We start from the raw sequence: 13,870 nt of genomic DNA on the forward strand, positions 1-13,870 counted from the left end.
AACCTTTCCTTTTATAAAGTTAATGGATTAATTTTTTTAGTATTTATATCATATTTTGTTAAAGCTTTTTTTATAATAGACATATCTATTATTCCTTGGTTATGTAATGATTTTAAAGAAATTATTGTTATAAAATAACGATCTACTTCAAAAAAATAGCGTAATTTTTTCCGAGTATCTGATCTGCCATATCCATCTGTACCCAAAACATAATAATCATTTGGTACCCAAGCACGTACTTGATCTGCATAAAGTTTTATATAATCTGTGCTTGCTATAACAGGGCTATTATATTTTTCTAAACATTTTGTTATCCATGGTTTTAGTGGAATTTGTGTTTCACACCTTAAAATGTTTTTTCTATCAAGTTCTACTGCTTCTCTTCTTAACTCATTAAAACTTGTCACACTCCACACATTAGATTCAATATTAAATTCATTTTTTAAAATATCAGATGCGTATTCTACTTCACGCAAAATGCTACCTGAGCCTAATAATTGTACTTGCAATTTTCTATTATTGTGTTTTATTTTAGTATATTTTTTTTGTGATGTATTTTTATACAACTTACTTTTGTTGTTTTTTTTGTTTGTTTGATGTAGTAAATACATTCCACGTATAATACCTTCTTTACAGTTGTTTTGTTTTTTTTGATGTAAATACTTTTCATTCATTAAACTTATATAATAATAACACTTTTCTTTATTTACATACATTTTTTTAAGACCATATTGCAATATAACAGCTAATTCATAAGAATATGTTGGATCATAAGAACGACAACTTGGTATGATTGATGCTAAAACTTGACCTTGCCCGTCTTGATGTTGTAAACCTTCTCCGTTTAATGTTGTTCTCCCTGATGTACCTCCTAATAAAAATCCTCTTGATTGCAAATCACCGGCTGCCCAAGCTAAATCCCCTACTCTTTGAAAACCAAACATTGAATAATAAATATAAAACGGTATTAATGTGTAACTATGATTTGCATAAGATGTTGCTGCGGCAATCCAACACGACATAGATCCAACTTCATTTATACCCTCTTCAATAAGTTGACCTTGTTTATCTTCTTTATAGTAAATCAATTTTTCTTTATCCATTGGTAAATACTTTTGTCCTTCTATTGAATAAATTCCTACTTTGCTAAACATAGTTTCCATTCCAAAAGTTCTAGCTTCATCTGGCAAAATAGGTACTATTCTTTTCCCTATATTTTTATTTTGCATTAAACTATTAATTATACGCACACAAACCATTGTGGTAGAAACTTTTCTATTTCCTATATTATTTACAATTTTTTCAAAAATTGTCTTTTCCAAAGACTTAATATTCAATACAAACAAACTTTCATTCCGTTTCGGTAAATATCCATTAAGGTTTTTTCGGCATTTGTGAATATATTTTATTTCTGGTGAATCTTCATCTGGTTTATAAAAAGGTATATTATTTGTTTTTATCTTTTCATTTGTTATAGGAATTTCAAATTTATCTCTAAACCTTTTTAAGGCATTATAATCCATAGTCTTTACATTATGAGTTTCCATGCTTGATTCAAATTTATAAATACCATAACCTTTTATTGTGTGTGCTAATATAACTGTGGGTTTTCTATATGAATTATTCACAGCTTCATAATAAGCTGCATATATCTTTTGAGGATCGTGTCCACCTCTATTAAGATTTGAAATTTCTTTATATGATAAATTTTTCACCAAACTTGCTGTGTCTTTATATTTTCCAAACAACTGTTCTTTTGTATATTTGCCCCCTAAAGCTTGATACCTTTGATAATCCCCATCTACTGTATCATTTATACATTTCTGTAAAATTCCTTTCTTATCGTGTTCGAATAACATATCCCAGTCACCTCCCCACACAACTTTAATTACATTCCAATTCGCTCCTTTAAATATTTGTTCTAATTCATCAATTATTTTACCGTTTCCACGCACTGGCCCATCTAATCTTTGTAGGTTACAATTTATCACAAATATCAAATTATCTAGTTTTTCTCTGCTTGCAACGTTAATTGCTCCTATTGTTTCTACCTCGTCACATTCCCCATCTCCTACAAAAGCCCATACTTTTCTATCTTTCATATTTTGTATACAACGGCAATCCATATATTTCATCAATCTAGCTTGATATATAGCCTGTAAAGGCCCGAGTCCCATAGAAACAGTGGGAAACTGCCAATACTTTGGCATTAAATATGGGTGGGGATATGCAGAAAGGCCTTGTCCTTTTATTTCTTTTCTAAAATTATTTAACTGATTTTCGGTTAAACGACTTTCTAGATAAGAACGTGCATATATTCCTGGAGCTACATGTCCTTGAAAATATATTAAATCTCCTTCAAACTTATTATTTTTTCCTCTAAAAAAATGATTAAATCCTACTTCGTATAAAGTACAACTTGACATATAACTGGATATATGTCCCCCTAAATTGTTTTTTGTATTCGCTCTTATTATTAATGCTATCGTGTTCCACCTAACGGCAGACCTGATTTTTCTTTCCAAATATTTATTTCCTGGATTTCGTTTTTCACAACTTTTTGGTATTGTATTTTTATAATCATTATAATCTTTATTTAAAATATTGTTTTTAATTATATATTTCTTCTTTACATAATTTTTCACTAAACTTTTTACCCTATACATACCCTCTCGATCCATGACCCTCTGTCTATTCTCCTTTTCTGTTCTCTGCTTTCTTATATATGATTGCTTCATTTTTCCTTCTTATATTACTTCTAACGATTTTAATGTTTTTAATAACGGTTTCTTATACTTTGTTGCTAACCATGTTAACGGTAATCGTATTCCTTTTTTTACTAACCCCATTTTTTTTAATGCCCATTTTACTGGTATAGGATTTGATTCAAGACTTAAAGCATAATGTAATGGCATTAATTCTTTGTTTAGTTTATATGCTAATTCTATCTTGCCTTTACTTGATGCTATACATAATTCATGCATCAGTTTAGGTACTATATTTGATGTTACAGAAATTACTCCATGCCCACCTGCTAATATAAATTCACAAGCGGTACTATCATCACCTGACAACAAATAAAAATCTTGTTTTTTATATTTTTCAATTAATTCTAATGCTCTTGCTAAATTTCCTGATGATTCTTTAATTCCTACTATGTTTTTTATCAAAGATAACTTTAAAATTGTTTCATTATTTATATCTACACCTGTTCTTTTTGGAACATTATAAACGATAATAGGTAACCCTACCGTTGCTACTTCTTTAAAATGGTTATACATCCCATATTGAGTTGGCTTGTTGTAATATGGCGTTACTGATAATCCATATTCAGCGCCTGCATCTTTAGCCATTTTTGTTAACTTTACGGCCTCTATTGTAGAATTTGCTCCAATTCCCGCTATTACAGAAATTTTTTTATTAACTTCCTTAACTACTGTACGTATAACTTTTCCATGTTCTTCTAATGTCATTGTAGTGTTTTCACCTGTAGTTCCAGCTGCTAATATTGCATCTGTTTTATTTTCTAAATGAAACTTTACTAAATTTCTTAATGAAGCCCAATCTATTACACCATTTTTTTTCATTGGTGTAACAATTGCTACGATACTTCCCCTAATCATATATTAACCTCTTTATTTAAAATATTATTTGTCAATTACAAGCCTACTTTTCTTTTTCGAGCAAATAACTAACATATTTTAACTTTTTGTAAATATTATTTATGCCGTATACATACAGCCACTTTATTAGAATATACAATTGCCTTTTGTATTAATTTTTGATTCTTTTAACCTTTATTTTTAATTGTTGTATAACAACTAATTTTTGTATATAAATAGGTTCTTTTTTATTTAGTGGTATGTTATTTCTTCTGTGTTTTATGATATCTGTTTAATCTTTTCATCTGTATGATTTTTGCTTTCTGTTTTATATGTTTTTCTTTTTACTTTTTATCTGTTAGATGTTTATTTCTTTGATGTTTGATGTTTGATGTTTGATATTCTCTTTTTTCTTTGCCGTTTGTTGTTTTTTGTTTTGAGGTTAGTTATTAGAGGTTTGTTTTTTTTGATGTTGTTTGTAAGCTGTTAGAGGTAAGTTTAACTATGTTGTATCTTTTGTTAAATAGTTATTAGATGTTGTAGGATTGTTGTTAATTTATTAGATGTAAGAATTTAGATGTTGTAGGTTTGAGGTTTGATTTATTAGATGTTAAAATGTTAAATTAGTTGCTTTTTATGTTTGTTAGTTGTTAGAGGTTTGTTGAATTAGAGTTTATATGGTTTAAAAGAGTATTGTTTTTAGAAGTTTGCTTTCTTATTAGTTTTAGATATTGTTAGTTATTGTGTTATATTAAAGAGTTTTGAAATTAATTTATTAGATGATGATGTTTGAGCTTTGCTTTATTGTTTGTTAACTGTGTATTATTAAACTAAATATACAACATTTAAATCAATATTGTGTGGTTAGAGGAAAAACATTTGAAATTAAGAATAAAGGTATTAGAGGAAAGTTAAAAAGAAATTGTTTAAGGAATGTATTTTGTGTTTAAAGTTAGCCGTTTATAAGTTTTGTGTTTTGTGGTTAGTGTTAGAAGTTAGATAATTTGTGTTTATGTGATAGCTGTTATAATTCTAGAGATCTTGTTGTTATGTTTTGATATTTTTTGTGCTTACAATTTAGTTTTTGAGGTGTTGTTTGAGCTTAATTTTAATAATTTGTATTTTTTTTGTATTTCTTCTTTTATCTTTGTACAACTCTTTAATTTTCTTTTTAATTACTACAAACTTACAAACAACAAGAAACAAATCAACCTCTAACAACTAACAACTAACAACTAACAACTAACTACTAACTTCTAAATCCTAAATCCTAAATCCTAAATCCTAAATCCTCTACTAACTAACAACTAATAAAAGCAAACCTTTTAACCCTTTTAACAACTTTTACTCTAAACTCTAACAATCCAACATCTAAACCATCTAAACTAGCTAACTTCTAATAATTAATAAAACAACCTCTTTTTTACCACCTCTCATCAACAAACCTACAATTTTTCTTTTTTTTTATCAACATCTACTTAACCACTTTCAAACTATTTACCTACAACTCTTTCTACTATCCTCTAACCTTTTGCTACAACCAATTACCTCTAATTAATTACACTCTATTCCTTTCTTTTCTTACAACACTACTTTTTTTTTTCAAAACTTCCCTATTATAACTTTTATACAACATCATTTTTTATATCTTACCTCTAACATTATTTGTTACTAATACAACATATAACTTAGTCTCAAAATAAATAAACAAACCTCTAATTTAAATAACAAATAACAGATAAGAAAACAAACCTCTAACCGTTAATAAATAAACTACAAATAAAACATCTATTTAATATACAATTTTATACAAATTATGCTTTATATATACAAACTACAAACTCAAATTAAACAGCATCTAAATTAACTGTTTTTAATACAACTTATAGGGATATATATGAACTAATAAGAAAAACCATAATATAATACAACAACTAACAAAAAAGAATAATAAACCTCCACTATACAATATATAAATTAGAGCAACAACAATAAACAACTCCATAACATATAAACTCAAACAAGCAAAAAAAACAAGGCTATAACATACACCATCAACTGAATAGAATAACATTATACAACACATTATTTAATAAGGCATACAAAAGTTATAAAAGTATATAACATAAAAGCAGAAGAGCAGAAAAGCAGAAGAAAAAAAGCAAGAAAAACCATCAAACTCTTAAAAAACATCAGAACTCAAACATACAAAATAAAAAGTAAAAAACATATAAAAACTCAAACATACAAACTAAAAAAAATAAACGACATCTAAATTCTAATTTCTAAACTCTAAAAGCTTAACAACATATTAAAATACATATATTAAGCATAAAAAAAAAGAAACAGAAAACTTAAACGCATAAGCGGAAAACATATTCTAATATAAGATTTAATACAAACCAAAAGAAAGAAATCATATTTAAATACTAACAACAAAGCACGTAAAGTGTACATACTAGCAAATATAATCAATAAAACAAAAAACCAACTAATTATAAACCTACATAACTAATAATCCTAACTATTATGTATATAAATAAAACAACAATAATTCATAAAACACCTATCACTTATAACCTAACATAATATAAATACCAACATATACATAATAAAACAAAAACCTCAAAAACATAATGCTCAAACTATAACTTATATAAACAAAGAAATAACAAAATAAATAACAATCTAAACTAACAAACAAAATGATAACTTATAAAACACAATCATATAAAGAAAAAGAAAGTAAAAAAAATCAATCATAAACACCGACCATTTATCCTAACAACAAAACTTTTAACTTAAGCATAATAACAAACCCATTTAACAACATCCATGTAAACAAATACATTTAACACAAAATAATAATAATGAAACCTAACTACAAAACCAATATCAAAGTCTTTTAATTACTTTTATTTTATTGAAAATGAACCTTAATTAATCATAAAGATAAAAAGCTTAAGCATTAAAAAACTTTCAACAATTTATCTTTCAAACCCAATCCAATGAGAACGTTAGTAAATCTGTTAATTTTTTAAGCAAAACAGATACTATTTTAACAAACTTCAAACATTGTTATATGTCTATATTTTTGATCTATAGAATTTATATAACATTCAATACGATCATTAAGTTTATATTTTAGATGATAGTAATGGGATTTTGTAACAAAAAGAGTAAAAAACTTAACGAATGTATCAAATTCTGAATTAAAGTCCGTTATGGAGATAATAGTTCCATTTAGTAAAGATCCTTTATAATTGAAAAAAGATAGTATTGGATCTTGTTTTAAATGTTTAATACTTAAAGAAATACGCTCTCTCTCTGGGTCAATAGACAAAATTCTTGTTTCTATTGTATCGCCTTTACGATAATTCTTACGTATGGATTTTTCATCTAAATCTTTCCATGATATATCTGAAACATGTACCAACCCATCAATACCGCCATTTAAACCTACAAAAATACCAAAATCAGTAATAGATTTAACAATACCATTAACACGATCATTTTTCTTGTATTTTAAACTAAAATTCTCCCATGGATTTAGTCGACATTGTTTTATACCTAAAGAAATTCTTCGTCGTAATTCATCTATTTCTAAAATCATTACTTCTACTCTTTCACCTATACTTACGAGCTTAGACGGATTTATGTTTTTATTAGTCCAATCTAATTCTGAAACGTGCACCAAACCTTCTATTCCATCTTCTATTTCAGCAAAACAACCATATTCTGTAATGTTTGTTATACACGCTTTTACTTTTATACCAACAGGATAACAAGTTTTAACCTTTTTCCAAGGGTCGTCACTTAATTGTTTAAGGCCTAAAGAAACACGATTGCGGTCAATATCGATTCTTAAAATCTTAACTTCAATCTCATCACCTAAAGAAACAATTTCAGATGGATGTTTAACACGCTTCCAAGCCATATCAGTGATATGAAGCAACCCATCCATACCGCCTAGATCGATAAAAGCACCATAATCTGTTATATTTTTAACTATACCTTTAATGGACTTAGAAATAAATTGATCTGAACTTATATTTTGTTTTAAAATATCATTACCTATTTCTAAAACAGCTCTTCTAGAAACTACAATATTTTTTCTTTTTTTATCTATCTTTATTAATTTAAAATCAATATATTTTTTTTCTATGTGTAATGTATCCCTAATAGTGCGGATATCTACTAATGACCCTGGCAAAAACGCGCGTATAGAGTTAATATCTACAGTAAAACCACCTTTTACCTTTCCAAGAATTATACCTTTTACCACTTCATTGTTATTAAAAGCTTTTTCTAAATTTTTCCATTTTTCTAATCTGTTAGCTTTTTCACGAGATAACCGCGTTTCTCCAAAACCATCTTCTAATGTCTCAATTACTACATTTATTCTATCACCTATTTTTAAAAACACGTCATCTTTATCATTTTTAAATTGATCAATATTAATTTTTACTTCTGATTTTAAACCTGCGTTAACTTTTATCCAATCTTTGTCTATATAAACGATTTTTGCTTTTATTATAGATCCTGGCTTTAGATTGATCTTGTTTAGTGACTTTTCGAACAACTCAGCAAAGCTTTCGCTCATAATAATCCTACATGATTAACGATTTTATATTTCCGTACTATAAGTAAACTTTAAGCACGACCCATATTATATTAAAATATTTTATTCAATTAAGCTACTGATCTTTCCTTAATATTTAACTTCTTTTATGTTTATACCCAAAGTAGTTAATAAGAGGTTAAAATTAGGAAATGAAGTAGAAACATTTGTACAGTCATCAATAACAATAACATCAGTTGCTTTTAAAGCAGCAATAGTAAAAGACATAGCAATGCGATGATCTCCATAACTATTAATACATCCCCCTTTATAAACTTTAGTACCAAATATATCAATTCCATCTTCGTATACACTCGTTTTAACCCCAATTGTTTTAAAACCTTTCGCCATTGCACTAATTCTATCGCATTCTTTAACTCTTAATTCTGATGCACCTCGCAACCTAGTAATGCCTTCTGCATTAGCAGCTGCTACTAATAGTATAGGTAATTCATCAATAGCTAAAGGTACTTGATTGAGTGGTATGTCTATGCCTTTTAGCTTTGCATATTTTATATTTATATCTGCCACTGGTTCATTGCAATAAATCTTTTCATTTAATAAGTTTATATCAGCACCCATTTTACGTAAAATATTAATTACTCCAATACGAGTAGGATTTATTCCTACTTTTTTTAATAACAAATCTGAATTAGGTATTATAGAAGCTGCTACTAAAAAAAAAGCAGCTGATGAAATATCCGCTGGTATTTTAATTTTACTTGCTTTTAATTTTGAGCCCCCTACTAAAGAAATAGTATTCTCTTTTTGTTTTATCTTATATCCAAAACTTTTTAACATACGTTCTGTATGATCTCTTGTGCAACCCGGTTCTATTATTTTTGTTTCACCTTTTGCATAAATTCCAGCTAATAATAAACAAGATTTTACTTGTGCGCTTGCTATTGGCATAATATAGTTTATTCCCGTTAGCCTATTACCAAGTATTTTCACAGGAGGTACACCGTATTTATCAGTTTTAATTTTTGCACCCATTAATCTTAGTGGGATTGCAACTCTATTCATAGGTCGTTTATTTAAAGAAAGATCTCCAGTCAATTTAGTATCAAATTTTTGTCCTGCTAACAAACCAGTCAACAACCTCATACTTGTGCCTGAATTACCTAAATATATATTTTTTTTTGGATTTTTTAATCCATATATTCCCGCTCCTGAAATACATAATATGTTTTGTTTAGGCCCATAAATTTCAACTCCCATTTCTCTAAATGATTGTAATGTTGATAAACTATCATATCCATCTAAAAAACCAGTAATCTTTGTGAGACCAGTAGCTAACGATCCAAACATCAGTGCCCTATGAGAAATAGATTTATCACCTGGAACAATTATTATTCCCTTAATTGGTTTAATTGCTCTTTGTACTATATACTTAACTTTGTTTTTCATATTACTTATATTCTCTTAGTTAATTGTTCTGGAAATGAACCTAATATTTTAAGTTCTGCACCACGCAGATAAATTTCTTCTAAAGTTTTTTCTACTAATTTAGATTTACGATGTCCTTTTATTTCTAAAAAAATTATGTAGTTCCAAACTCCTTTATTCTCTGGTGCAGGTCTAGTTGTTAAGCGTAAGATATTTATGTTATAACGATAAAAGGGTTCTATTAACAAATAAAAAGAACCTATTTGATTGTTTATATATATCATCAAATAAGTCTTATCATAACCTGTTGGTGCAACATCTTTATCAGACAATATTAAAAATCTTGTATAATTATTTATACGATCTTCTATATTTTTAGCAAGTTTAATTAAAGAATAATAACTAGCAGCAAGATCTCCAGCAATTGCCGCACTATTTTTTTTATATTGTGTTAAATTTGAAGCTTCTGCATTAGAAGCCACTGCAATTTTTTTTGCATTTGGATAGTTATTTTTCAACCAATCTCTACACTGAGAAAATGATTGTTGATGCGAATAAATCTTGTCTATGTTTTTATTTATATTCTGTTTATCAATCAACAAATGATGATGTATAGATAATATTATTTCACCACATATTTTTAAGTTTGAACTAATAAATGAATCAAAAGTATTATTCACTATGCCTTCTGTTGAATTTTCTACTGGTACAACCCCATAATTATATATTTTGTTTTCTATTGTTCTAAACACATCTTTAACGGGTATACTTTTTATTGATTTACCAAAATATTTTAATACTGCTTGTTGGGTAAAAGTGCCCTCTGGACCTAAATATGCTACTTGACTTTTTTTTTTAAACTTTAAACAAGCCGATACAATAGATTTAAAAATTTTAGATAATACTTTATTAGACAGTGGTCCTTTATTACTTGTTTTAATACTATAAAAATACCGGTCTTCATGACCATTGTTATAACTACAATTTTGTTTATCGTCTGCCAATTGAATTTGTGAAACCAATTTAGCACGGTGACTAATTAACTTTAATATTTGATAGTCAATATTACCAATGTATTTTATATAGGGTTTAAATTTTTTGTTCATTTTTTTATACCTTGTCCTTTGTTTTATTTTCTTTATAAGAGTATACTTTTCTGTTATTCGTAAAACTGATAAATTTATCGTTATTAACACGTATAAATGTTAGTCCTTGAGCAATACGTGATCTACAAGATATCTCTTTAACTGTAGTACGTATTAATTTTCCCCGATTTGTTATTAAAATAATTTCATCCGTATCTTTTACTTTTATTGCAGATACTAAATTACCATAACGATTGTTATAACACTTTGCTATAATACAATGCCCACCACGGTTCATTAAATGAAAAGCTTCTATCTTTCTACGTTTTACATATCCGTTTTCTGAAACTGTTAAAATATAATAGATGTGTGAATCTTTGTTGTTATTTATAACTATTAAACTAATGACTTTATTGTTTGAAAACAACCGCATGCCCAGTACACCCATAGCTTTGCGTCCCATTGTTCGTACTTCACTTTGTTTAAAGAAAATAGATTTTCCATTTGAATCAAGTAACATAATTAAATTATCTTGTCCATAAGTAATAGCAGCACAAATTAAACTATCTCCTCTTTCTAAAATAAGTGCAATTATTCCACAATTACGTTGTCTATTAAATCGTTTTATATGAGTTCTTTTTACTTTACCTAAAGCAGTTGCAAAAAATATATAATTATTTGTTTTTTGAATTTCATCATTAATTGCAAGTATTGCAGTAATTTTTTCATTTACATCTAAACAAAGTAATTTCCCTAAATGTCTGCCTCTAGCGTATCTACTAATATTATGAATGTCATAAAGATTTAGCCAATACACTTTACCTTTATCAGAAAATAATAAAATTGTATCATGATTTGAAGCAAACAATAAATGTTCTATCACATCTTCATCTTTTTCAGTTATTGTAATTAACTTACCTCTACCACCTCTTTTTTGTGTTTGATACACTGAATTTTTCTGTATTTTAGCAAATCCTGCTTTAGAAACGGTAACAACAATTTGTTCTTCATTTATTATATCAACCGTACTTATTTTTTTTTGAATAGCGGTGATTTTTGTTTTACGCTTATCTCCATACTTATAACTTATTTCAATTAACTCTTTTCGTATCCAATCCATAAAATAGTCAAATGAAGACAATATTTTTTTTAACTTAGTTATTTTTTTTAAAGTGGTTTTGTAATCATCAAGAACAAATTTACTTTCTAAGCTAGTTAAACGATATAATCTTAAGTCCATAATTGCCTTTAGCTGAAATTCAGTTAACAACGATGAATCAATAAAATAAGTGTTAAATAACTTTAACTTTTTCCATTTAACATTTTGTAATTTTGTTTTAGCATCTTTAAAAGAAGAAGCAGATTTAATTATTTCTATGACACTATCTATATTTGAACTTGCAATTATTAAACCTTCAATAATCTGTTTTTGTTTTGTAATTTGTTTTAATTTATATAATGTACGTCTTTTTAATACTTCTTGCCGTTGATTTATAAACGCTTCAATTATTTCTTTTAGATTGAATGTTTTAGGTTTTCCTTTCTCAACAGCAACCATGTTTACACTATAAATTACCTCCATTTGAGTGTGTGCCAAAATATTGTTTAATATAAATTTACTTGATTCGTAACGATTTATTTCCACAACAACTCTTAACCCATCTTTATCTGATTCATCTCTAAGCTCTTTTATTCCAGATATTTTTTTTGTTTTTACTAATTCTACTATTTTTTCTATTAACCTAGCTTTATTTACGTGATATGGTATTTCTGTAAAAATTAACTTTTCAGTTCCATTCAATTTGTTTTTTTTTATTATATGTTTTGCGCGTATATTTAAACTACCTTTTCCTGTTTTATAAGCTTCTACAATCCCAGCAGTCCCATAAATTATACCTGAAGTAGGAAAATCTGGACCCTTTATATATGTCATTAATTGTTCTATGGAAATATTTTTATCTTCAATAAAAGCTAAACATGCATTTATAACTTCTTTTATATTGTGAGGAGGTACATTCGTTGCCATACCAACAGCAATACCACTTGTGCCATTTAGTAATAAATTAGGTATACGACTGGGTAAAACTTCCGGTATTTTTTCAGTACCATCATAATTATCAACCCAATTTACTGTATCGTTTTCAAGATCATATAAAAACTCACTTGTTATTCGAGATAATCTTACTTCTGTGTATCTCATTGCTGCTGCATTATCACCATCAATTGATCCAAAATTTCCTTGACCATCAATCAATACATATCGCATAGAAAACGCTTGGGACATTCTGACAATTGCATCATAAACAGCACTATCTCCATGAGGATGATATTTACCAATTACATCACCTACTACACGAGCAGATTTTAAATGCTTTTTATTACATGTATTTTTTAATTCATGCATAGCAAACACTACACGGCGATGCACAGGTTTTAAACCATCACGTATGTCTGGAATTGCACGGCCAATAATTACACTCAATGCATAATCCAAATATGACTGTTTTACTTCATCTTCAATTGATAAAAATTTTTTATATTTTTCAAGCATATATTTTGTTTTATTTTTTGTTAACTTCAATTAGCTATGTTTAAATACATCTGTATAACTAAGTTAATAACTGTTGAAAATGTAGTGATTTGTTATTGATGTACATAGTATTTTGTATACATTATTAATATTTGTATTTGTTTTACTTATTATTTTTGTTAAACTGTTTTAGTACTTGGCAGTTATCAGTTATATATACTTATTTAATAAATGATTTCGGTTTAAAAATCTATATATATCTTTAATTTTTATATAGTATTGCCTTTTCTTGTTCATTTCTTATTGTTTACTATTCTTTAACTTTTTTTTTTATGTTAAGTTACAGAAATTCTTGTTTTTTTTATTTTAAGCTGGTATTTATTTGTTTTTTACGGTTTATATTAGTATTAGTATTAGTTAGGTATCGCTGTGAACTTTACCCGGTAATAAGATAGAATAGTTGCTATTAAGGTATTATGGTATGTTTTAGTAGTTACACAGTTACAGTTACAGTTGCCGTTGCCGTTGCCGTTGCAGTTGCCGTTGCCGTTACAGTTGCAGTTGCAGTTGCAGTTGCCGTTGCAGTTGCAGTTGCCGTTGCCGTTGCCGTTGCCGTTGCTAAAATATTATTAAAAGTATAATA

General features: G+C 27.5%; 7 protein-coding genes. 1 reads left to right on the forward strand and 6 read right to left on the reverse strand.

What is annotated here, in order from left to right:
- Positions 1–11 precede the first annotated feature (11 nt).
- The 6 genes from aceE to gyrA all read right to left on the reverse strand — a co-directional run bounded on the left by aceE (position 12) and on the right by gyrA (position 13,248).
- On the reverse strand, positions 12–2,738 hold the full coding sequence (gene aceE, locus C530_RS00740; protein ID WP_014975159.1) for a pyruvate dehydrogenase (acetyl-transferring), homodimeric type: 2,727 nt from the start codon (positions 2,736–2,738) through the stop codon (positions 12–14).
- Between the two features lie 9 nt (positions 2,739–2,747).
- Positions 2,748–3,623 carry a 4-hydroxy-tetrahydrodipicolinate synthase gene (dapA, locus tag C530_RS00745; protein WP_014895055.1) on the reverse strand — a complete coding sequence of 292 codons (876 nt, stop codon included), beginning with the start codon at positions 3,621–3,623 and terminating at the stop codon, positions 2,748–2,750.
- Positions 3,624–6,660: 3,037 nt separating this feature from the next.
- The gene (rpsA, locus tag C530_RS00750) at positions 6,661–8,205 is read right to left on the reverse strand and encodes a 30S ribosomal protein S1 (RefSeq protein ID WP_014895056.1); all 1,545 of its coding nucleotides are present in this window, start codon (positions 8,203–8,205) and stop codon (positions 6,661–6,663) included.
- Between the two features lie 108 nt (positions 8,206–8,313).
- Positions 8,314–9,633 carry a 3-phosphoshikimate 1-carboxyvinyltransferase gene (gene aroA, locus C530_RS00755; protein ID WP_014895057.1) on the reverse strand — a complete coding sequence of 440 codons (1,320 nt, stop codon included), beginning with the start codon at positions 9,631–9,633 and terminating at the stop codon, positions 8,314–8,316.
- A 5-nt stretch (positions 9,634–9,638) separates the two neighbouring features.
- Positions 9,639–10,718, reverse strand: coding sequence for a bifunctional chorismate mutase/prephenate dehydratase (locus C530_RS00760; protein WP_014895058.1), 1,080 nt, complete (start codon positions 10,716–10,718; stop codon positions 9,639–9,641).
- Positions 10,719–10,722: 4 nt separating this feature from the next.
- The gene (gene gyrA, locus C530_RS00765; RefSeq protein ID WP_014895059.1) at positions 10,723–13,248 is read right to left on the reverse strand and encodes a DNA gyrase subunit A; all 2,526 of its coding nucleotides are present in this window, start codon (positions 13,246–13,248) and stop codon (positions 10,723–10,725) included.
- Positions 13,249–13,703: 455 nt separating this feature from the next.
- On the opposite strand from gyrA, the gene C530_RS01550 reads away from it, so the two are divergent.
- Entirely contained in the window at positions 13,704–13,868 is a 165-nt protein-coding gene (locus C530_RS01550) for a hypothetical protein (RefSeq protein WP_014895060.1), read from the forward strand.
- Positions 13,869–13,870: the final 2 nt, after the last annotated feature.

Origin of the sequence: Candidatus Portiera aleyrodidarum BT-B-HRs, assembly GCF_000300075.1 — a bacterium.
In the GTDB taxonomy this organism is placed as follows: Bacteria; Pseudomonadota; Gammaproteobacteria; order Johnevansiales; family Johnevansiaceae; genus Portiera; species Portiera aleyrodidarum.

What these genes read in the sequence shown, in the direction of transcription:
- aceE (WP_014975159.1), bottom strand. Translation starts at nt 2,738, where the DNA reads ATGAAGCAATCATATATAAGAAAGCAGAGAACAGAAAAGGAGAATAGA.
- dapA (WP_014895055.1), bottom strand. Translation starts at nt 3,623, where the DNA reads ATGATTAGGGGAAGTATCGTAGCAATTGTTACACCAATGAAAAAAAAT.
- rpsA (WP_014895056.1), bottom strand. Translation starts at nt 8,205, where the DNA reads ATGAGCGAAAGCTTTGCTGAGTTGTTCGAAAAGTCACTAAACAAGATC.
- aroA (WP_014895057.1), bottom strand. Translation starts at nt 9,633, where the DNA reads ATGAAAAACAAAGTTAAGTATATAGTACAAAGAGCAATTAAACCAATT.
- C530_RS00760 (WP_014895058.1), bottom strand. Translation starts at nt 10,718, where the DNA reads ATGAACAAAAAATTTAAACCCTATATAAAATACATTGGTAATATTGAC.
- gyrA (WP_014895059.1), bottom strand. Translation starts at nt 13,248, where the DNA reads ATGCTTGAAAAATATAAAAAATTTTTATCAATTGAAGATGAAGTAAAA.
- C530_RS01550 (WP_014895060.1), top strand. Translation starts at nt 13,704, where the DNA reads ATGGTATGTTTTAGTAGTTACACAGTTACAGTTACAGTTGCCGTTGCC.